The organism is Liquorilactobacillus aquaticus DSM 21051, from assembly GCF_001436755.1.
Lineage (GTDB): Bacteria > Bacillota > Bacilli > Lactobacillales > Lactobacillaceae > Liquorilactobacillus > Liquorilactobacillus aquaticus.
Map to the genome: position 1 here is coordinate 96,155 of NZ_AYZD01000001.1, position 22,712 is coordinate 118,866.

The window sequence follows — 22,712 nt, forward strand, 5'->3', positions numbered from 1 at the left end:
TCGCAAATAATAGGCAGCTAGTTTATAATTTAGCACAGAGATACCTATAAGAAATGAGGAATAACAAGTGACTGATACTGACAAAAAAATCAATAATTCATTTTCTCTGAATAAAAGCTTAGTTGCACAAAAAGACAATACTTGCATTTTATTTGATCCTGCTGTTTCGACTTTTAAAAAGTTTTCTGTCTTCCAGGATGACTTCGTTCTTCAAGTAGTGATCCTTACCCAGCTATCTGAAAACAATTTGCAGCTTCTGTATTCTGCTCCGTCCAAAGTTTTATTCTACATGTCACAAGAACTCTTTTTACTGCTTCAGAAAATGCAGCGCTTTGGCTTGGTCCCTAAAATTACGAACATGGGGAAAATTATTCCATATGACTTTCCCCAGAAAATCGGTCCTTTTAAAGTGACAGCATATAAAAATGATGACTCACTATACGGTTCGCTAGCACTTGTTATTCGTGATACACAAACTGCCATTGGTTACGTTAACGCCTTCGTACTTTATGGTGGGCATAAAAAAAGAACGAAAAAATGGCTCAAAAAAATGGCTGGCTCAAACTTAACAGCATTTATTACAAGCAGTACCATGTTCACTGACAAGTCCGCGCAACTTCCAAAAAGTGAAAATGGTATTCAAAAATACTTCAGCAAACAACTCAAAAGTATTCAGCCAACTGAACCGTTTAAAGTTTTACTTTCACCTTGGAACCCAGAACGTTTACACCGTTTTAATGAGACCTGTACGGAACTCAATAAAAAATTAGTTCTGCCAGTTTCGATTGCCGAGTTTCTTCATTTCTTCTTTCCTGATGATACGATCTATTGCTACTCTACATCGGAAACCGTACAAGAACAAGAAGTTCAAAATAAGATGCACTATATCAGTGAACGTCAATTAAAAGAAAGACCGAGTGACTTCGTTTTACAAGATGATGCCAACCCACTTTTCGTTGACCCTAGTATTCAAAATAGCCAGGCCTGTCAAAAAAAATCTTGGTTAAACAAAAGTAATTTTAACCGTACGATTGAACCGCTAGACGAAAAAATGCTTGCTGATTTAGAAAACAGATTAAACACCACTAACATTCTGCAATGTTAGCTCTCTCACCTTACTTAAGCCATTGCTTAAAAAAGTTTCCAACCTTCTGCCGATATACTTTAGGATACTCGTAATAAGCCATTGCATGCCCTGTCTTAGGCGCAACCCAAAGCTCTTTATATGCTGTAGTCGCACGATAATTCTGATAAACCATCTTGGTCGGTACAAATTTATCAGCTCCCCCATGGATAAAAAAAATGGGGAGCTTATTTTTTTTCAACTGTTTAACTGAGCTGCCTTTTTTAAAGTCAAACCCGGCCTTCATTTGCGTAAACCAACTTGCGGTGGTGATTAACGGCTGCTTGGGTATTCCAAAACGCTGTTTTAGTTCATAAGTCAGTTCTTCCTCAATACTAGAATAGCCACTGTCTTCAACAATCGCTTTGACTTGATGGGGCAGTTGCTCACCACTAGTCATCATAACTGTGGCACCACCCATGCTGACACCGAATAAACCGATCTGCGAATCAGACCCACCTTTTTTAACAACCTGTTTAATCCACTTAACATAGTCAAGTCGGTCAGGCCAACCAAAACCAATATATTTGCCCTGACTCTTTCCTGCCCCACGGTCGTCTGGTGCTAAAACATTGTAACCCATTTGATGAAACATGTGCAGATAACTCGCCATCTGAGTATGTTCCTCCTGATAACCATGCGCCACAATGATCGTTTTATTTGTTTTGTGTGCTGCTGGAATATATACTGCTTTCAGCCTTAAGTTTTGACCAGCAGAATTTTCCTGCCATCGCTGCTTGTCAACCTCAGCAAGCCATTTTTTGTCATGTTTCAGCGGGGTCTTCTTTTTGGAACTCATTCCACTATTCAAAGGCTTTTGCGGTTCGAAGGCAAAATAGTATAAATAAGCACTTGCACCTGTAAGCCCAAGTATTATGGCAATTATCAACGTAAGTAAACTGTAAGCAAAAATTTTTTTCTTTCTTTTAAACAAACTACATTCTCCTATACTATTACTTAAAAGAGGGATTGCGACAAAATAATATTTGCCACAATCCCATAACTGCTACTAAAATATTTCTTTGCGTAAGAATATATCCGTTTCCTATTTTTTGCCTTACTCAATTTTAAGCAAGTGAAGTATTTATAATTTACATTTTATAGAATTGGAGATAGCAAACGTGAAAAGTATTGCTTAAATTTAAGCCAGAGCGATTGATCTTTGAAATATTCAGGTGTAAGTTTTGTAGATTCTTTTTTATCTTTTTCAAAAATCTCCGTTAACTGTTCACTAACTTCTGTATCATATATAAATGCATTCGATTCAAAATTCAATTTAAAACTACGGTAATCCATATTGGCGGAACCTACTGCGGCTATTTTTCCATCAACAACCAGTGTTTTTGAATGCAAGAAGCCTTTATTGTATTTATAAATTTCCACTCCAGCTTCAATTAATGATTTTGCATAAAACTGAGTAGCACGGTACACGAAAGCATGATCCGGCATTGAAGGAATCATCACCTTAACCTTAATCCCAGAAAAAGCTGCAATACTGAGCGCCTCTAGTAAAGAATCATCAGGTATCAGATATGGTGTTTGAATCAGCACATAATCTGTTGCATTGTTGATCATTTTAATGTAACCGAGTTTAATATTCTCGACCTCACTGTCAGGTCCACTCGAAACAATCTGAATACTTGCTTTTCCTTGCTTAGATGCAAGCGGAAAATAATTCTCCTTATAACCAATATGCTCTTCCTTGACAGTTGCATTCCAATCCATGAAGAAACGTGACTGAAGAGCAATTACCGCATTGCCAGTGATCTTGATATGTGTATCTCTCCAATAACCAAACTTCGGACTGCGTCCGAGGTACTGGTCTCCAACATTGAACCCTCCGATATAACCTATTCGACCATCAATTATCACCAACTTGCGGTGATCACGGTAATTCAGACGAAAGTTAGGAAAAGATCTACGTGATCCAAAGAAAGGCTCTGCGTGGCCTCCGAGGGCTTCTAGTCGTGCAAAAAAGCGGTGTGTTGTCCCGCGCGAACCAAAACTATCGTAAATAACCCGGACTTCAACACCCTCAGCAGCTTTTTTTTCTAATATAGTCCGCAATTCGTTACCAATCCGATCATTGTAAAATGTATAATATTCAACATGGACGTGATTTTTAGCTGCCCTAATATCATCGAAAAGTGCTTTGAACTTCGCATGGCCATCATCAAATATTTCAATATGATTATGCTTCGTCAAAATCGCATTGTCCGTCTCCAGAAAAAGATGCACCATTTCCCTGGCAGTATCAGTTATTTGATCTGCCGGCAGCAGCTCCTTTTCACGCCACTGCTCTTTCTGGAGAGAAACCAACTGTTCAATCCCCATACGTTCTTGCGTTTTAATATCATAGATTTTATCCCGCGATATTTTTTTACCCACGAAAAGATATAGGATAAAACCAATAATTGGAAGAAAGGTAAGCACTAACAACCATGCCCATGTTGCAGAAATATCCCTTTTTTCCTTAAAAACTGTAAAAACAGCCGCGATAATATTGATCAACCAAATTACCCTGATTATCCAACCTACTACATCCAAAAACGACACCACCTTCTTGTTAATTACTGTGATCTAATGCTTAATTGAACACTCAACAAGAAGTGTACACTTTCTTTTATCATTTGTCATCGACTGAATTATCAACTCCAAACCATTTTTCACTTATTCTTCTCATAGTTTTATCTTGATAAAGTTCGTGTAAAGCACTATTGACCTTTTTTTGCAGAGTTTTATCACCTTTACGCATTCCCACTGCAAAATCTTCTTTTGGGAACCCAATTGGCATCTTGCGATAGTCTGAAGCATCCGCTTGATGTTTAATGTAATAATTGGCATAGACACTGTCAATCAGCAATCCCTGTATCCGTCCAGCGTTCAAATCTAAAAAGGCATTATTGAAAGTATCGTATTGGACCGAACTCTTCACATACTGTTTTAAAAGCTTAGGCGTGTCCATATAGGACTGGTAACCCGATGACCCACTTTGTAGCCCCAGTGTCTTCCCCTGCATATTTGCAGCTTGCTGAATATTATCGGCTTTTCTCGTTACCAGTATTTGCTCATTTTTGAGGTATGTGTTACTGAAAGCAACCGTTTTAGCTCGTGCTGGTGATTTCGTATAACCATTCCAAATCAAATCAATTGTTCCATTGCGCAATTCCGTTTCCTTCATTGACCAGTCAATAGTCTGAAAATCGACACTGATTCCATATTTTTTAAAAACTGCACGTGCCAGATCTATATCGTAACCGACAAGTTTCCCATTTTTTTCACGGAAACCCATTGGAACAAAACTATCATCCAATCCCACAATAACTTTATTGCGTTTTTTTATCGTCGACCAAGTATCAGTAGTATTAGCTCTCTTTTTAACATTCGTACAGCCAGATAGTATTATAGTGGTTGTCAATAGAAACATTATACTGAGCAAAGTTAACCTAACCATGTTTTTTTTCACAGTAACCTCTCCTTGTATATGGCTTTCTTTAACCGCGCGAAGGCTTAACCTTCAAAATACTATCAGCAATTTGTTTAGCAAAATCCATATCGTGTGTTACAACAATTTGTGTCATCCCACTCTTTTTAAGATCCAAGATTATGTTTTTGACCGTATCGCGTAAACCCGGATCTAGAGCTGAGGTCGGTTCATCATAACAAAGAATTCGAGGTTTCATTGCCATCGCGCGTGCAATAGCGACCCGTTGCTTTTGACCACCTGATAATTGATATGGATACAACTTGGCTTTGTCTGCTAATGATAATCCTTCTAGCAGTTGCATTGCCTCTTGCCTTGCCTCAGCTTCTTTCTTTTTTAAAACCATGATGGGAGCCAAAGTAATGTTTTCAAGTACTTTTAAGTGCGGGAAAAGCTGATATTCCTGAAAAACAACTCCAATAACCGAATCATTATTTTGATTACTGTATGGGTCAAATTCTTTACCATCAATCAAGATCTGCCCACCATCAATTCTCTCAAGCCCGCTAATGCATCTCAATAACGTTGTTTTCCCGGCACCTGATTCACCCACGATGCACATGATTTCTCCGTCCTCGACAGTCATATTAACATGGTCCAAAATCACACGTTTATTATATTCTTTCGAAATGTTTTTTAATTCTAACATATGATCCCCCTCTTATTTCCAGTAACTGTAATGCTGTTCAAGTTTGCGCAAAATAAATGTTAAAACAGCTGTCATTAGAAGATAAATTACTCCGACCAAAATCAATGGAACCAATGTAACGTCACGACTTGTTGCAACATTCCCAGCGCGAAGAAGATCGCCTAATCCGATAACGTATACTAAACTCGAATCTTTAACTAAATTAATAACTTCATTCCCGATCGATGGGAGGACAATTTTCAAAACTTGAGGTGTTATTACCTTCCGAACGGTTTGCAAGTAAGATAAACGCAAAACTTTAGCACTTTCATACTGTCCATGATCGATCGATTGAAGACCGCCGCGAAAAATTTCAGCAAAATACGCGGTATAGTTGAGAATAAAAGCAAACAAAGCTGCATCGTAACGCTGCAGAGTCAAAGCCCCACTTCCTATTAGAGGAAGTCCATAAAATACAAAAATCAATTGCAATAATAGCGGTGTTCCACGCATCAACCAAACATAAAACTTCAAAATAGCTTTTAATGGAACAAAATGCGATGTTAGACCTAATCCCACGATCAGGCCTAATGGGATCGAGCCAACAACAGTCCATAAAAATATTTTTAAGGTCAACTGAGCTCCTTCGAGCAGCGAAGGAAGTATTTCTAAAATATATGACATTTCATTACCACTCCTTTTTCAAAATGTGACACAAAAACGCCCTCTTAGACTTTATCTTGTCTAAGAGGGCGTATATTACGCGGTTCCACCTCATATGTGCCAGTTCTTCACAAAACTGACCTTATTGAGTTCTTTTCAGAACTCGGAAGACAACGGCTTCCTCCGAACAAACCTAATAATCAATTCAGTTTGCCAACTCACAGATGTGATTCACATATAGCTGCCTTACCTTCTCACCAACCAGGTAATCTCTTATATCAGACTATAAGTTACTCTTCTGTTCCTCGTTATTATGCTATAACTAACCATTTTAAAAAATAACATCAAACTCTAATTCTGTCAATATGGTTACTTTTTCTTAAACCACGAACTAATTCGTTGAATAAAGCCTTTCTTTTCTTCCGCATCAAGATTCATCAGCGGAACTGTTTCTCCTTGAAGACGCCGCGCAATATTTCGATATCCTTGCGCTGCTAAATTCTTTTCATTGAGAACTATCGGCTCACCTTTATTTGAAGTGCTAATAACTTGATCATCATCAAAAACGATTCCAAGAAGTTTTATCGAAAGATGACGAGTTATCTCATCAACATCCATTACCTGTCCGTCATTCATCATATGCGTCCTTATACGGTTAATAATCAACATGGGTGGTTCATCAAGTCCTTCTTTTTCTAAGAGACCGATTACACGATCTGCATCGCGCACTGCCGATATTTCAGGAGTTGAAACGACAATCGCAATATCTGCACCGGCAACTGCATTGATAAATCCTTGTTCAATTCCAGCTGGGCAATCGATCAAAACGTAATCAAAATCAGGCTTCAACTCATCCACGATGTCCTTCACCTCTTCAGGTTTCAAGACAGATTTATCTGCATTCTGCGCCGCGGGGAGCAGGAAAAGTTTTTCATCAAAACGCTTGTCTTTAATCAACGCTTGATGTAATTTCGCTCTTCCTTGAACCACATCCACAATATCGTAAATAATACGATTATCAAGCCCCAGGATGACATCCAAGTTTCGCAAACCAATATCCAGATCCAACAAACATACTTTTTTGTCAGACAATGCTAACGCTGTGCCCAAATTAGCTGAAGTCGTTGTTTTACCAACTCCGCCTTTTCCTGAAGTAATAACAATTGCTTTACCCATCTTAGTATCCCCCCATTCGTGTAAATAATTTTGGCCTGATCATCTTTACTTTCTCACGTTCGGTATATTCTAAGACGTGGAGGTCATTTACAAAAACGACTGTTTCAGAACTATCTTCAAGCTGATCTTCTTCAAGAATATCAACTACATCAGCTATCCGAACTTGTTGTGTTGCATGAATATTGCCTACAATGATCGCTTCCGCATCATTTGGATAGCCCGCATGGATAATGCCTTCATTTTTTCCAAAGGTAAACACATTCCCGCTTGCCCTTAAAATTCCTCCTTGATGCAATTCACCGACAAACAACACGTCTCCCTTCACATTCTCAACCTGACCATTTCTGATCGTGCTGGCATTCAAATGCACCGTGCGACTTTCAATCATATCTAACGCATCCTGGATCTGCATCACACTGGACGTAAATCTATGTATTGAAAACAGAGGATACCGACTCACAATTTTTTCAACTTGTTGTTTTTGTTCCGCATCCAGCAAACGTGTGCCAGTACTGATATCGAAAGAGATTGATTTAGCTTCAACCTTTTCTTTTTCTAGCTGCAACTCTGCAAATAACTTAGTCAGGTCAGTCAAGATAACCTTAAAATCAGCCTCAGCATTTAAAGTTATTTCATAGCCGTCTTTATATCCCTTCAACACAACATTCTGCATTAGTCAGACTCCCCTTATCTTGAGAAGGATTCAAAAAAACGCTGTAAAGGAAAATACAACAACACGAACACTGCAAGATTGTAAGCAAGCGTCGAGCCTAATGATAGTCCAATAAATCCAGCCATTGAAACATTAGTGAATCCTATCAACAAATTAATCCAGTAAGATATAACAGTCGCAACTGTTATATCTATTAGATATATTAATAGTACCACAATAAATGACGGTGTAAAAAATCTATACATCAGTTTTGTCAAATACACGATCAATGGCAGTATTACGACAAAAGCACCAATAATTCCCGTATAATACAGGTCAAAAACCAAGCCTGCAAGAGTCGTCCATAACAAAATATGGTCAATTTTACCGAAACAGGCAGCCATAACGACCCATAGTAAAACCAGTCTGCTTTCGATTGCCAAGGTCGAGGTGAACATCACTCCAGCAAACACTTGACTAAGTGCACCATCAAGAAAAAGGGCAATAAACAAACCTAATGGAAAAAAATACCGCATTCTTGAAATCCGCATTTACATCATCCTCTAATCAACTCTTTTTGCAACAGTAACGACATCTAAATCTGTAAAATCAGCAGCTGGTTTCACGTAAACCTTGGAAGCCAAACCATAATCGTCTTCTTCTACTTTAGCAACAGTTCCAACATACAAGCCCTTCGGTGAATTTCCACCGAGACCAGATGTAATGACTTTATCGCCCTTTTCCATCCCTGTTTTAACAGTTATCTGTCCCATGACCAAATAGTTTGAGGTCGCATTATATCCAGTAATCAACCCGTTAACCACTTTGTTGTTTTTGGTCATCACCTGTGTCGCAAAACGATTAGCAGAATCGTTGGTCGTACTCAGTAACTCAACCTTACTATTAGTCTTGTTGACCTCAGTAATGCGTCCTACCAATCCTTTTTTTGACATGACAGCTGCATTTTTCTTGACTCCTGAAAGAGAGCCTTTACTGATAACGACCTGGTTTTGCCATGCTGAAGGGCTTCGCGTCAAAACAGAAGCTGAAATTTTTTCGTAATCAGTCAACGTTTTGTTGAGTTTAAGTTGTTCTTTCAACTTCTTGTTTTCTCTTTTCAGAGTCTGATCTTTGACTTTTTCAGTTGCTAGGCTATCAACTTGACCTTTCAATCGCTGGTTTTCACTGTAGGTGTTCATGAGATCTGAAAATGAACCCATCGCACCTTTTAATCCGTTCACTGGGTAAGCCACCACCCGATCAACCATTCCGGCTGCATCGTTTCCCATCTGCTGAACCAATGGAGGTGTCGCTTTATTATTACGCACAGTAATTGAGAAAGCTACCAAGACAAAACTAATTATCAATACAACCAATACAATAATAAGTCTTTTGTTAAAAAAGAATCTTTGCATAATTTCCTCCATAAAAACGAAAGCCGCATCATAACCAAAAGGCTGGACGACTAAATCCCAACCTCTCAATACGATACGCCTTTAATCGTCTGTATTATCTTTTCTTCATTACATCAATACTTTTCAATGATTCGCCAGTACCGATAGCAACACAATCTAACGGTTCAGACGCGATGAATACAGGTACCTTTGTTGCTTCTGAAATCACTTCAGTTAAATGACGCAGCTGTGCGCCACCACCTGTAAGAACAATCCCGTGATCAATGACATCAGCAGCAATTTCGGGTGAGGTTTCTTCTAACGTTTCTTTAATCGCTGAAATAATTTCATCTACGACTTCTTGAATTGCTTTTGCGACATCCGTTGCCTTAATATCAATTGTTTTAGGTAATCCTGTTACCAAATCACGTCCTCGGATTGTTTGATCATCCAATTCTTGTGCAAGTTCAATTGAAGCTGACGCAACATCGATTTTCAACTGTTCAGCCGTTCTCTCCCCAATTAACAGGTTATGATGCTGGCGAACATAATAGATGATTGATTCGTCGATTTTGTCTCCAGCCATCCTTATCGAGCGGCTCGATACAATACCACCTAAAGAAATCGTAGCGACATCTGTCGTTCCGCCACCAATATCAACCACCATGCTACCTGTAGGATCCATCACCGGCAAACCTGCACCAATTGCAGCAGCAAAAGGCTCTTCGATCACATAAGCATCCTTCGCTCCAGCGACGCGTGTAGCGTCAATCACTGCTCTTTTTTCAACTTCTGTGACACCACTTGGAACACATACCATAACGTACGGTTTCCCTGTCTTGTGACCTAACGCTTTGTCAATGTAATACTTCATCATTGCGACAGTAGTATCATAATCCGCAATAACACCGTCTTTCATTGGTCGAATAGCAACAATGCTCGCGGGTGTACGCCCGATCATAGCACGCGCCTCTGAACCAACAGAAACGATTTCTCCAGTTTTTGTGTTTTTAGCTACGACTGATGGTTCACGTAATACGATTCCTTTGCCGTCAGCATAGACAATCGTATTTGCAGTTCCCAAGTCGATTCCAATATTTTTCGTCCCGATTCCGAACACTTTTTTTCATCCCTTCACTTTTGCCTCAGTAAAATGACGCTTTAATCCGCAATACCCGTATTATATCATAATTATGCAGTGCCGTTTAGACAAATTGCAATACGTCTTTTAGGATACAAGACTAGCTCCAAAAAAACTCGCATATTTGTAATTCTTAATTAATTATTAATTAAGAGCTAACTTACAGGAACAACATTGACCGCTTGCGGTCCACGTTTTCCTTGCGCAACCATAAAACTTACCTTTTGACCAACTTCTAAAGCCTTGTAACCGCTGATCTTAATCGCAGTATAATGGACAAAAATATCCTCTTTTCCTGTTTCAGGTGTAATAAATCCATAACCATTTTTACTATCAAAAAAATGGACTTTCCCCATGAGCATAGCGGTACATCTCCTATAAATTTCAACTAAAATGAGTGTATCATAAAATTTAAAGCAACGAAAGGAACTAAAAAGCTGTTCGGCTTTTTAACGAATGATTTTTTCTTCGCGCATACTGTAATACGATGTAGAACCAACAATAATATGATCTAAAAATCCGATTCCAAGAAGTGTACTGCCGTGCTCTATTCGCCTTGTCAACTTTAAATCATTCTCCGAAGGCGTCGTTACACCACTGGGATGATTGTGGGCAATCATCAAGCATGCAGCTGAATAACGTAACGCAAATTTAAAAATCTCGCGGGGATGAACTGTCGCTGCATCAAGCGTGCCTTTAAAAATAATCTTCCGCGCCAATACCTGATTCTTCGTATCCAACAAAATCACCACTAAGACCTCTTGTTCAAACATTCCGATCTCGTCAATCATCTCTTCGCCAATACCTTGACTCGAATAAATTTTTCCCAGAATCAATTTAGGCCTGCGCTCCAAACGTTGCGCAAATTCACACAACACTTTAGCAAGGGGGATACTGTCTTTATTTTTCAATAGGCAGCCCCACTCTTCGTCCGAAAAGTATTTTAGCTGACGCAGATCGGAATACTTCTCCAATCCTGCAGCCTTAAAGTTTATATTTTCGTTTCCGTTTACTTTTCCAAAAATTATCGTCAGCAATTCATGATCACTCAACGATTCCGCTCCAAATTTTTTTGCTCTCTTCAGTAGTTCCTGTCCTGTAATTCTGTTCGTTAACTTCATCCATATCCCTCCTGTCATAAAATACGCCAGTTAGAGATCAGGATACTCATTACTGGATAAAGGTTCGAACTTTTGCAAGATCATCTAAGACCGCAAGCGGCTTCTTTCTGAACTTTTTCGGTGGATCTATCAAATCAGGAATCATGATTGCAGGAATGTCAGCACTGGCAGCTGCATTGATCCCATTGATCGAGTCTTCCAAAACCAGTGTCTTTTTCTTATCTGGCTCATCTGCAACCGACCAAGCTTTATTAAAAATATCAGGTGCAGGTTTCGCGTGTGCAACATCATCTGTCGAAACTATGAAATCGAATTGGCTTTGCAAATTAGATTTACTCAAAAAATAATCAATAGCACTTTTATTGTTACTGGAAGCTAGCGCCTTATTGATGTGACTATCATGCAAATATCGGCTGAGTTCCATAAATCCCCTCTTCAATGGCAATCCATTTTGTTCAACTAAACTGTATACATTTTCACGACTTAATTTAATAAATTCATCAACAAGTTCCTGACTTCCATAGTCATGACTCATTTTTTTTAGCATTTCTTCAGTTCCAGCCCCAATATACTGCCGATAATATTCAAAGGAATATGGCATTTTAAGAGCCTCAGCCGCAAGCTTATTAGCTTTAAAATAAACTTTTTCTGAATCAAAAACCAAACCATCCATATCAAAAATAACTAAATCTAAATTCATATCATTTTCTCCTCATCAAAGATTGACTTACGTTGTGAAATATCCACGTACTTCCGAAATAAAATAAAGAGATCCTGTAATTAGCAAAATATCTGTTGCTGACATCTGATGCAGTGTCTTAACGAGCGCACGCTGCCACTGCTCTTCATAATCAAGCTGTCTGGTAGTTCTCACAAGCGAAGTGACTTGAGCCACTTTGCGAGGAGCATTGAAAGTTGTTACAACAATTTGAATATCTGGAATCTCAGCTAATGTTTTGATCATTGTCTGTGGCTGCTTGTCCGCTAAAATCGCGATGATCACAAAAATTTTTTGGCTTTTGAAATGTGTCTGCAATGTCTTCTTGATCTCTTCAATTGCCGCTTCATTATGTGCCCCATCAAGGATAATCATCGGTTCGTGATTAATCAACTCAAATCTACCAGGCCAACTTGTTTGCCCCAAAGCACTACAAATCTCCGCCTCTCTAACTGGCCATCCCTGTTTTTGAGCCACCAGCAAAAAAGCAGTGAGTGCGGTCGCCGCGTTATCTATCTGGTACCCTCCTAAAAGTGATTCATGTAATTTAGAGAAGTGTCTGCCCATCCCAGTATAATCAAAATTTTCTCCCCAACGGTTCGATCTGCCGACAGGAGTTGCTTGATACTCGTCACCTAGAGCATAGAGTGGCGCTTTCTTCACGACTGCTGTTTCAGCAACAACCTTTTTTGTTTCTGGTGTCAATCTGCCAATCACAATTGGACGATTAGCTTTGATAATACCTGCTTTGTGCGCAGCAATTGAGGTCAAAGTATTACCAAGCAACTTAGCATGATCCAAAGCGACTGTAGTTATGACCGAAACCATTGGCATTATAACATTTGTCGAGTCGTATGTTCCACCGATACCAACCTCTATAACTGCAATATCAACTTTTTGTTCCAAAAAATAGATAAACATTAATGCTGTAATCAGTTCAAATTCTGTTGGTCCACCTTCTTGACCCCTTAATTCTACATCCATTTTCTCGACTGTTGGAAGAATGTCGTTTACAAGTCTTACCAGCTCATCATCTGGGATCATTTGTCCATTAATTGCGATTCTTTCATTAAATTTGACGATAAACGGTGATGTGAACGTCCCCACGCGCAGACCCTGCGACATAAATAAATTCCGCAAAAAAGCTGTTGTTGATCCCTTTCCGTTTGTTCCTGTCACATGTACTGATTTAAACTTTTTTTCAGGATGCCCCAAGTAAGCAACAAATTTCCGCATCCTATTCAGTGAAGGGCTTTTTTTAAATTTAGTCCGCCCGTGGATAAAGGCAAGTGCTTCCGCATAATCTTTAACACTCATTTCAACCAACCTTTCATTGGATAAACTGCTATAAGATTTAACTCAAAATAAACGAGGTCAGGACAAATATTATTTGGCCCAGCCCCGTTTTTTTTAAAACTATCAGTAATTATTTTCTACTAAGGTGCTTAATATCCTTACTACAAACCAGATATAGATTTCTATTTATGAAATGTAAAACTTCTCGATTTGTCTAGAGCTCTTTTTCCAACTCTTTGATTCTTTCATTTGTTGCTGTCAGTTTTTCCTTATATCCACTCAGCTTTTCACGTTCCTGCTCAACTATTTCAGTCGGAGCATTTGTAACAAAGCGTTGATTAGACAGCTTAGATTCAGCTCGTTTAACTTCAGATGTCAATTTCTTCACATCTTTTTGAAGCCGTTTAATTTCTTCATTGAGATCGACTAAATCAGCAAGTGGCAGATAAACTTCAGCCCCCGTAATTACAGATGTCATCGCAAGTGCAGGAGCATCGATCGTCGCTGCAATTTCAAGTTTTTTAGAATGACAGAATCGTTCAATATAATCTTTGTTGGCTTCAAAAACTTGTTTTGTCTGATCATCTTTAGTTTTGATTAAAATATCAACAGCGCTTGAAAGTGGCGCATTAACCTCAGCACGGCTGTTTCGAACGGCTTTAATCAACTCAATTAAATTGTCCATCTCACGTTCTGCCTGCGGATCGTCGTAATCAGCAACAACAGTTGGGTAACTTGCAGTTACTAATGAAGTACCCGTATGCGGCATTGACAGCCATATTTTTTCAGTGACAAATGGCATAATTGGATGTAACAAACGCACAGTCTGGTCGAGAACAAAGCATAAAATATTTTGAGTGTTCTTTTTGGCTGCCTGATCATCACCATTAAGATCCTCTTTAGCCATTTCAATATACCAATCACAGAAATCATTCCAAATAAAGTTGTACAACGCTCTCCCTGCTTCACCGAATTCAAAACCATCAAACAAGCGAGTAACTTCAGCAATCGTATGGTTCAAACGACTAATAATCCACTTATCGGATAACTTCCATACCGCCTTTTCAGGAAGCTCTGCACGCGTATCATCATCCAGATTCATAATAACAAAACGACTTGCATTCCAAATTTTGTTGATAAAGTTCCAAGCAGCATCCATCTTTGTGTAACTGAAACGAACATCTTGACCAGGAGCAGAACCATTGGATAGGAACCATCTCAGTGCATCAGCACCATACTTGTCGATTACATCCATCGGATCGATTCCGTTCCCTAGTGATTTACTCATTTTCCGTCCTTGCTCATCACGAATCAACCCGTGGATCAAAACGTGCTCAAAGGGACGTCTTTCAGTAAACTCAACACTCTGGAAGATCATTCTTGATACCCAGAAGAAAATAATGTCATACCCTGTAACCAAAGTATCTGTTGGGAAATAGCGCTTGAAATCTGCAGCATTTTCGTCAGGCCAGCCCATTGTTGAGAATGGCCATAAAGCACTTGAGAACCAGGTATCCAAAACATCAGGGTCTTGTTCCCAGTTTTCAATATCCTTTGGTGCTTCCTCGCCAACATAAACTTCACCAGTTTCCTTATGATACCAAGCTGGAATTTGATGTCCCCACCACAACTGACGTGAAATAACCCAGTCATGAATATTATTCATCCATTGTTCAAAAGTATTTTCGAAACGTTCTGGAACAAACTTAACAGGATCATCTGTCTTTTGGTTAGCTAAAGCAGCTTTGGCTAGTGGTTCCATCTTGACAAACCATTGCGTTGATAAGCGTGCCTCAACCTGCACACCCGTTCTTTCTGAATGCCCAACGCTGTGAACAATTGGTTCAATCCGTAACATATAATCCTGGTCTTCAAGATCTTTAACAATCGCCTTGCGTGCTTCAAAGCGATCCATTCCTTCATACTTGCCAGCGTTGGCGTTCATGCTGGCATCTTCATTCATCGTATTAATACGCTTCAAATCGTGGCGATTTCCCACACCAAAGTCATTAGGGTCATGAGCTGGGGTAATCTTAACCATCCCTGTTCCGAATTGAGGATCAACATATTCATCAGCTATGATTGGAATATGGCGACCTTGTAATGGAAGAATCAGTGTCTTGCCAACGATATCCTTGTATCGTTCATCACTTGGATGAACAGCCACAGCTACATCACCCATCATTGTCTCAGGACGCGTCGTCGCAATCTCAATGTAGTTTTTACCATTAAATGTTGTCCCGTCAGCAAAAGGATATTTAACATGATAAAATGCACCCTTAACATCTTTATGAATAACTTCAATATCCGAAAGCGCTGTTCGTGCTTTTGGATCCCAATTAATGATGTATTCGCCACGATAGATCAGGCCCTTTTGATAAAGCTTAACAAAAACCTTGCGGACAGCTTGAGACAAACCTTCGTCGAGAGTGAAACGTTCACGATCGTAATCAAGTGATAAGCCTAATTTTGCCCACTGTTTATGGATAATATCAGCATATTCATCCTTCCATTTCCACACTGTGTCAATAAACTTTTCACGCCCTAAATCATAGCGCGAGACACCTTGTTCAGCAAGACGAGCCTCAACTTTAGACTGAGTTGCAATTCCTGCATGGTCCATTCCCGGCAGCCACAAAGTATCAAAGCCTTGCATTCTCTTTTGCCGAATGATCATGTCCTGCAGCGTTGTATCCCATGCATGACCTAAATGCAGTTTTCCTGTGACATTTGGAGGTGGGATAACAATCGAATACGGTTTAGCTTTCTTATCCCCACTTGGTTTAAACAATCCTTGATCCAGCCATTCTTGATAGCGGCCGGGTTCAACTTGTTTTGGATCATACTTAGTTGACATTGCTACATCCTTTGTCATTAAAATCATCCTCTCAAAATTTTTTGAACAAAAAAAGCCCTAGTAATTAAACTAGGACGACATTGCCGTGGTACCACCTAAATTGGGTTTCAACCCCACTCAATTCCATGTTAACGAACAGGTTCCGGTTGGCCCTACTGAAAAAGATTTCAAACCAACAGCTCACAAGCTACTATCTAAATCAGGGCCGCGAGATATCTCAACTTACTATCTCTTCTCTGTCGTACTCTTTCGTTTAGATCCTCTTGCTCATTGCTTATAAAGCTTATAATATCGTTGTTCAAACTGCTAGTCAACCCTAAAATTACAACAATTCCGCAAAATTATCTTCCTGTTGATTTAAGAAGATTTCACCATTCTTGATTTCCGAAATCTTTATCCCAGCCATTGCTCGTTCAATCAGTTCATCAATATCTAAACGGGCTTCATACTCGCGTGCTTTGTCAAGACGTGGCTTGGTTTTAGGAGATGGTGGTGCAAAAATTGTGCAGCAGTCCTCAAATGGCTTAATTGACAAGTCAAAAGTATCAATTTGTTGTGCAATTTTGATAATCTCGTTTTTATCCATTGAAACAACTGGTCGTAAAACAGGCAGTGTGGTCACATCATTGATAGCCACCATACTCTCCAATGTTTGCGAAGCAACTTGGCCTAAGGATTCACCATTAAAAATTGCAAGTCCCTCTCTTCTCTTAGCTAAAAGAGCAGCAATACGCAGCATGAAGCGGCGCTGAACCGTCATCAAATATCCAGATGGCACATCGTGCTTGACCGTTTCTTGAATCTCGGTAAAGGGGACTTCAATAAACTTGATATGTCCTCCATAAGGTGTTAGTTTTGCGGTTAATTCCTTAGCTTTTTTCAAAGCTTGCTCACTCGTATATGGTGGACTGAAGAAGTGAACCATTTCAATTTCGACTCCGCGTTTCATTGCAAGATACGCTGCAACTGGAGAGTCTATTCCGCCAGAGAGCATCATCATACCCTTTCCCGCAGTTCCAACTGGCATTCCACCTGCACCATCGATCGTCTGACTAGACAAGAAGATCCCATTTTTACGTACCTCGACTCTTAATATGAGATCTGGGTTCTTCATCTTGACGCTAATCCCTGGAAGATTTTTTAAGATGCACCCTCCCAGCATATCATTTATTTCGTTAGTGTCGAATTCAAAATCATGATCTGAACGACGGGTATTTATTTTAAATGTCATTCCCTCATGAAATTGTTCTTTCACAATTGCTAATGCACTCTCTTTGACTGCTTCAATCTCTCGCTCAACTTTTATTGATGGAGAAAAGTTTTGAATTCCAAAAACTTTTTTCAAGCTAGACATTACAGCCTCGCTGTCTTCACCATGAAGCTGAAGATGCATCCGATCTCGATGCGCCTTAACTACTAAATTTGGAAATTGGTGCAAGCTGTTACGCACATTATGCGCCAAGCGGTCAATAAAACTCCGTCGATTTTTACCTTTTGTTGATAGTTCACCGTAACGAACCATTATTTCAGAATATTGCACGTTTTTTTTCCTTTCTAAACAAAATCACGAATTAATTTTTTCAAAGCGACTGTACAAATTATCAAATACCTTTATAAATTCTTCAGCTTCCGCAAGTGTGTTGTTCTCATCAAGACTTACTCGAATTGCAGATGTCGCAATTTTAGCAGGAATAGCCATTGAACTCAGTGTTCCAGAAATCTCATGTTTCTTCGACGAACAAGCACTGGTCGTTGAAAGATAAATATCATGTCCCTCAAAAGCATGTACGATGGTCTCTCCTCTGACACCATTGATCGTAAAACAGAGAATGTGCGGTGCAAATTCAGCAGTCATTTCCGAAAAAATCGTCACCTTAGGAAATTGACTGATATGATCGTAGATAAATTGTTTAATTTTTAACTGATTTTGCACTTTTTTATTTTCAGACTCAAGCAGCAAACGCAACGCCTTTGCCATCGCAACAATTGCAGGCAGATTTTCAGTCCCACTTCTTAGATTTTTTTCCTGACCACCACCGCTCATTAATGGTGCAATCTTGCGTCCATGCCTTTTAAACATAAAACCGATGCCACGAGGCGCATGGAACTTATGTCCAGAAAAAGTTACAAAGTCAACACGGTCATTCATAATTAGTGATTGAAGTCCCTTGCCAATTCCCTGAACCGCATCCACATGGAAATGAATTTTGGGGTATGCACGTAAAACATCTGCGATTTTATTAAGGGGTTGAATGGCCCCGATCTCGTTATTGACCGCCATAATCGAGACCAAGATCGTATCAGGCCTAATCGCATTTTTGAGATCATCCACTGAAACATGCCCATGTTCATCTACCGGCAAATAAGTAACTTCAAATCCAAGTTTTTCTAGTTGCGCCATCGCATTTAAAACAGCTGGATGCTCGATACTTGATGTAATCAAGTGTTTCCCGTAGCCCATTTTTTCAATTGCAGTCCCCTTAAGGACCCAATTATCGCCCTCGGTTCCACCGCTAGTAAAAAAAATCTCCTCAGATTCAACACCAAGCAGGCCTGCAATTTGTTTTCGAGCTTGCTCAAGCAGACTATAAGCGGTCTCACCTAAAGCATGCAGTGATGAAGGATTGCCCCAAATCTTTTGGCTCACTTTCATATAAGTTTCCAACACTTCTGGAGCAACCTTTGTAGTCGCACTATTATCTAAATATATCATTATTAATTCTTCTGCCCCTTAAGAAAAAGTCTTCTATATCAATTCTCAATTCTTACCAAAGATTACTACACGCAAACTTTATTCTACAACACCAAAAACAAAAAACAAACCTCAGTTTACTAATAAAGTATTCTACCAAAATTCTTAGTCTGGTTACAATAGTTTTACTTATTTATTCAGTCTTAAAAAAGTTAAAATTTGATAAATCAACTATTTTAACTTGCTTGTAAAATGAAAGAACGAGGCCAGGGCATCAATAAATCACGCCCTAGCCTGCTTTCTTTTTCAATTAAATTTTCTAATTAGAGGTGTACACTTTACTCCCACTCATCTGATCACTAAAGCTATGTTCACAAAAAATGAATAATTCTAACTTTTTGCTGGGTTAGTCGCATAATATTCGTCTTCAATTCGTTTATATGCACCCGGTTCAACTTTATTGACCGCCGTTGCAATTTTTTCTAAACTGGCAGCATAGTCGAATTTATGATTAAACAATTCATATGCTTCAGCACTTGCATGTGCCACTTCTGGATAACGTACACGATAACGGTTAGCGTACTGCAATAGAAGTTCCGCAAGCGAGGAACTGGCAACAATATCATTTGTTTTCTCACTTAGAACATCCATATCTGCTTGAATGTTTATCATCGATTTAGTTATCTCGTCCATATTGATCTGAATTTTATTAATATCTCGATCAAGTTTCTCTATTTCGTCGCTGACTTTATAAAAATAATCTAAATATTCCTTGGTTAGACCGGGCAAATTAAGTTTTTCAATTTCTCGTTTCAGACGGTGAATCTCTGAATCGAACTCTAAGAGTGCTTCTTTTGCCTCTTGCTCTTCACGCCATAGGCCTTGAACACTATTACTTATATCGGTTTGCTTTTCTTCAATATCTTTCAAGTCAGATGCCTGTTTGTTTTGCTGCTTTAAGATTTCCGAATAAACAACCTCACCCTTTTTAGCATTTTCCTGATATTGTTTGAACTGACTGATTATACCTTTAAGTTGTCCATCTAGTTTATGCCCATTTTCCAACTCATTGTGATTAAAAGTATAGTTTTGATTGAGCCTATCTAACTCAATCAATAGATCACGCTGCTGTTTTTCAGCATGATCGATAAATTTTTTCAAATTTGGGGTATCCTTCTCAACAGTTACGCGTGCTTTCAGCTCTCGCTCAAGTTCGTCATAAAGTTCATTTATTCCAGAATCCAGCTGCTCATCACATTTAATCGCTTCTGGCAGCTGAAGTTTTTTCAAATTGATAACATTTTCACCTAATGCAGCCCGCAGCTCAGACACATGCTTGTCAATGTCTGATTTAAAAGCATATTTCTGCTCACGCAACTGTTTATAACCTTCACTGATCTCATCAAGCTGTTCAGGGAAAATATTCTTCAAATTACGATATAGAGGTGGAATCTGTTCCAGATTTTTTTCTAAAGCTGCCGTCTTATTTTCAAGGCCAACCAATAGTTCACTAGCTTTAACGTAATCTCCTTGGTTGGCAATCTCAGAATAATGGTCAAAGTCAGTTTCGATTTGCGCTAAATTTTCCTCCAACTGGTCAACACTCGGACCATAAGAAAAGTTTTTAGCTAACAAAGTCTTGCGAAGTTCCTGATATTTTCCTTCTAATTCTTTTAACTTTTTCTGATGTTCTTCATTATCTTTTTTTACATCGTTGATCTCAAGTTTGGTTTTCTCTTCTAACTTTCTTGCTTCCTGCATCTTCAATCTGATATTTTTGAGTTCGCTGCCAACTTGAAAAAAGTTATAATGCATATTAGCTTCTGCGATTTCATCCAAATGCTCAGAGATTTCTGGCAATTGATGATTGACCATATAAAGGTAACCTTGCTTTGTTTCTTCAAACAACGACAGACTCTCCCCTGCCAACTTTATCTGTTCAGCACTTGCAATGCCGGCATGTAACGGAGAATTCACAAGCTCGCTTATCTGTTTTTGAATATTTGCTATTTCTCTGCTATTCTTGCGCTGTATGTAAAAAAAAGAAAAATATGCTATTATTGCAACTATAACGATTATGCTCAAAACTAGTGTCATACGATCCCACACTCCTAATTATCACCATTGATTCTCTCTAGTTATTAATGCTTCAATTTGTATCCGACCCCTATACTATGGTAACTCAATTTTGATTATAGCATAGTCATCTCATTGATACACATGATAATACAACAATAATCACATTTCTCGGAGGTTTTTAGCGGTGAAAAATTCATTATTAAGTCAACAACTGAATGCTTTATTAGAAAATGAAAAAAATCTGACAGCCAATCTTGCCAACGCTTCTGCTTTGCTGGCCGAATCTTTAGATGAAATCAACTGGGTCGGCTTCTATCTATACGATGAAAAGCAAAATGAACTGGTCCTTGGACCTTTCCAAGGAAAAGTCGCTTGTATGCATATTGAGATCGGCAAAGGAGTTTGCGGTACAGCATTTGCCTTGCAGAAGACGCAACGTATCAAAAATGTCCACGACTTTCCTGGACATATTGCCTGTGACTCGGCCAGTATGTCCGAACTTGTAATCCCCCTATCAAGTAGCACCCAAAAATGGGGAGTGCTCGATATCGACTCACCTATTGTTGGCCGTTTTACAAATGATGATGCAATTCTCATTAACGATTTTGCAGAAATTTTAATCAAACATCTGCCATCTTAAGCTTTGTGTTACTTGACTAATTAATATAAATCGGCTATAATCACCTTTGTGTAAAATAATGCAGCAGTATGCGGTAAGCTCGTCAACAGTTCGTTGCCAATATTATTGGTCAATCAGTACCTCTTCGGCTGCAAGAGTGAACATTGCAGAACGAAATGCACGAATACAAAGTATATATCGGATTATTTTACTCCAAAATAAATTATTGGAGGATTTCTTATGTCTCGTTATACAGGTTCAAGTTGGAAAGTTTCTCGTCGCTTGGGTATTTCACTCAGCGGTACAGGTAAAGAATTGGCTCGTCGTCCATATGCACCAGGTGAACATGGACAAAACAATCGTCGTAAATTATCTGAATACGGTTTGCAATTACGTGAAAAACAAAAGCTGCGTATGATTTACGGCCTTTCAGAACGTCAATTCTCAAACTTATTCCAAAAAGCTGGTAAGATCCGCGAAGGTCGTCATGGTGATAACTTCATGATCTTACTTGAACGTCGTCTTGATAATGTTGTTTATCGTTTAGGTTTGGCAACAACGCGTCGCCAAGCTCGCCAATTGGTAAACCATGGTCACATTACCGTTGATGGAAAACGTGTTGACATTCCTTCTTACGAAGTTAAAGTTGGACAAGTCATTTCATTACGTGAAAAATCAAAAAATCTTCAAATCGTAAAAGACGCTATGGAAGCTATCGTTGGTCGCCCACAATTTGTTTCATTTGATGAAGACAAATTGGAAGGTTCATTAGTTCGTTTACCTGAACGTGAAGAACTTGAAGGCGAAGTTGATGAAGCTCTTATCGTTGAATACTATAACAAACTGTAATTAAACATTTTGTTGTTAGAAGTCAGGTCCTTTTGGATCTGGCTTTTTTGAATTCTTGAACATTTTATCAGTCAAAACGCTTTAACTTCAATATCGCAAAAAAATCTAGTTAGAAATTGATTTTCGGTCCATTTCTAACTAGATTTTTTTTAGACTATTTATAAATTTAACTTTTTTATGCTGCTGCTGTGCACCTCACCCAAGGTTCCCTACTTACCTG

21 protein-coding genes and 2 other annotated features are annotated in these 22,712 nt (G+C 38.9%); of the genes, 3 read left to right on the top strand and 18 right to left on the bottom strand.

Annotated features, from left to right (window positions below; genetic code table 11):
* Window positions 1-67: 67 nt before the first annotated feature.
* On the top strand, window positions 68-1,105 hold the full coding sequence (locus FC19_RS00430) for an MBL fold metallo-hydrolase (RefSeq protein WP_057875021.1): 1,038 nt from the start codon (window positions 68-70) through the stop codon (window positions 1,103-1,105).
* 10 nt (window positions 1,106-1,115) lie between these two features.
* Here FC19_RS00430 and FC19_RS00435 read toward each other — a convergent pair whose 3' ends face one another.
* The 18 genes from FC19_RS00435 to ezrA all read right to left on the bottom strand — a co-directional run bounded on the left by FC19_RS00435 (window position 1,116) and on the right by ezrA (window position 21,042).
* Window positions 1,116-2,057 carry an alpha/beta hydrolase gene (locus FC19_RS00435; protein ID WP_057875022.1) on the bottom strand — a complete coding sequence of 314 codons (942 nt, stop codon included), beginning with the start codon at window positions 2,055-2,057 and terminating at the stop codon, window positions 1,116-1,118.
* Between the two features lie 164 nt (window positions 2,058-2,221).
* Complete coding sequence (cls, locus tag FC19_RS00440) at window positions 2,222-3,670, bottom strand: cardiolipin synthase (RefSeq protein WP_057875023.1); 1,449 nt, start codon at window positions 3,668-3,670, stop codon at window positions 2,222-2,224.
* 79 nt (window positions 3,671-3,749) lie between these two features.
* On the bottom strand, window positions 3,750-4,589 hold the full coding sequence (locus FC19_RS00445) for an amino acid ABC transporter substrate-binding protein (protein ID WP_420805479.1): 840 nt from the start codon (window positions 4,587-4,589) through the stop codon (window positions 3,750-3,752).
* A gap of 28 nt (window positions 4,590-4,617) precedes the next feature.
* Window positions 4,618-5,256, bottom strand: a complete 639-nt coding sequence (locus FC19_RS00450) for an amino acid ABC transporter ATP-binding protein (RefSeq protein ID WP_057875024.1) — start codon at window positions 5,254-5,256, stop codon at window positions 4,618-4,620.
* A gap of 12 nt (window positions 5,257-5,268) precedes the next feature.
* Window positions 5,269-5,919 carry an amino acid ABC transporter permease gene (locus FC19_RS00455; RefSeq protein ID WP_057875025.1) on the bottom strand — a complete coding sequence of 217 codons (651 nt, stop codon included), beginning with the start codon at window positions 5,917-5,919 and terminating at the stop codon, window positions 5,269-5,271.
* A gap of 61 nt (window positions 5,920-5,980) precedes the next feature.
* Window positions 5,981-6,213, bottom strand: a binding site (T-box leader).
* Between the two features lie 54 nt (window positions 6,214-6,267).
* Window positions 6,268-7,074, bottom strand: coding sequence for a septum site-determining protein MinD (minD, locus tag FC19_RS00460; RefSeq protein ID WP_057875026.1), 807 nt, complete (start codon window positions 7,072-7,074; stop codon window positions 6,268-6,270).
* Window position 7,075: 1 nt separating this feature from the next.
* Window positions 7,076-7,747, bottom strand: coding sequence for a septum site-determining protein MinC (locus FC19_RS00465; RefSeq protein ID WP_057875027.1), 672 nt, complete (start codon window positions 7,745-7,747; stop codon window positions 7,076-7,078).
* 14 nt (window positions 7,748-7,761) lie between these two features.
* Window positions 7,762-8,277 carry a rod shape-determining protein MreD gene (mreD, locus tag FC19_RS00470; protein ID WP_057875028.1) on the bottom strand — a complete coding sequence of 172 codons (516 nt, stop codon included), beginning with the start codon at window positions 8,275-8,277 and terminating at the stop codon, window positions 7,762-7,764.
* A gap of 12 nt (window positions 8,278-8,289) precedes the next feature.
* Window positions 8,290-9,141 (bottom strand): rod shape-determining protein MreC, encoded by an 852-nt coding sequence (gene mreC, locus FC19_RS00475; protein WP_057875115.1) that lies wholly within the window; start codon window positions 9,139-9,141, stop codon window positions 8,290-8,292.
* A 94-nt stretch (window positions 9,142-9,235) separates the two neighbouring features.
* Entirely contained in the window at window positions 9,236-10,240 is a 1,005-nt protein-coding gene (locus FC19_RS00480; RefSeq protein WP_057875029.1) for a rod shape-determining protein, read from the bottom strand.
* A 176-nt stretch (window positions 10,241-10,416) separates the two neighbouring features.
* Window positions 10,417-10,623: a cold-shock protein gene (locus tag FC19_RS00485; RefSeq protein ID WP_057875030.1), complete on the bottom strand. Its 207-nt coding sequence runs from the start codon at window positions 10,621-10,623 to the stop codon at window positions 10,417-10,419.
* 87 nt (window positions 10,624-10,710) lie between these two features.
* Complete coding sequence (locus FC19_RS00490; protein ID WP_057875031.1) at window positions 10,711-11,382, bottom strand: JAB domain-containing protein; 672 nt, start codon at window positions 11,380-11,382, stop codon at window positions 10,711-10,713.
* Window positions 11,383-11,431: 49 nt separating this feature from the next.
* Window positions 11,432-12,082, bottom strand: coding sequence for an HAD family hydrolase (locus FC19_RS00495; RefSeq protein ID WP_057875032.1), 651 nt, complete (start codon window positions 12,080-12,082; stop codon window positions 11,432-11,434).
* 27 nt (window positions 12,083-12,109) lie between these two features.
* The gene (locus tag FC19_RS00500) at window positions 12,110-13,417 is read right to left on the bottom strand and encodes a bifunctional folylpolyglutamate synthase/dihydrofolate synthase (RefSeq protein ID WP_057875033.1); all 1,308 of its coding nucleotides are present in this window, start codon (window positions 13,415-13,417) and stop codon (window positions 12,110-12,112) included.
* 193 nt (window positions 13,418-13,610) lie between these two features.
* On the bottom strand, window positions 13,611-16,271 hold the full coding sequence (locus FC19_RS00505; RefSeq protein WP_057875034.1) for a valine--tRNA ligase: 2,661 nt from the start codon (window positions 16,269-16,271) through the stop codon (window positions 13,611-13,613).
* 49 nt (window positions 16,272-16,320) lie between these two features.
* Window positions 16,321-16,533: a binding site (T-box leader), on the bottom strand.
* Between the two features lie 42 nt (window positions 16,534-16,575).
* Window positions 16,576-17,793: a tRNA uracil 4-sulfurtransferase ThiI gene (gene thiI / locus FC19_RS00510; protein ID WP_057875035.1), complete on the bottom strand. Its 1,218-nt coding sequence runs from the start codon at window positions 17,791-17,793 to the stop codon at window positions 16,576-16,578.
* 24 nt (window positions 17,794-17,817) lie between these two features.
* Complete coding sequence (locus tag FC19_RS00515) at window positions 17,818-18,966, bottom strand: cysteine desulfurase family protein (protein WP_057875036.1); 1,149 nt, start codon at window positions 18,964-18,966, stop codon at window positions 17,818-17,820.
* A 369-nt stretch (window positions 18,967-19,335) separates the two neighbouring features.
* A complete protein-coding gene (ezrA, locus tag FC19_RS00520; protein WP_057875037.1) occupies window positions 19,336-21,042 on the bottom strand; it encodes a septation ring formation regulator EzrA in 1,707 nt (568 codons plus the stop codon).
* Window positions 21,043-21,208: 166 nt separating this feature from the next.
* Between ezrA and FC19_RS00525 the strand changes: the two genes are divergently transcribed.
* Both FC19_RS00525 and rpsD read left to right on the top strand, forming a co-directional pair.
* Window positions 21,209-21,664, top strand: a complete 456-nt coding sequence (locus FC19_RS00525) for a GAF domain-containing protein (protein WP_057875038.1) — start codon at window positions 21,209-21,211, stop codon at window positions 21,662-21,664.
* Window positions 21,665-21,883: 219 nt separating this feature from the next.
* Window positions 21,884-22,492, top strand: coding sequence for a 30S ribosomal protein S4 (gene rpsD / locus FC19_RS00530; protein WP_057735579.1), 609 nt, complete (start codon window positions 21,884-21,886; stop codon window positions 22,490-22,492).
* Window positions 22,493-22,712: the final 220 nt, after the last annotated feature.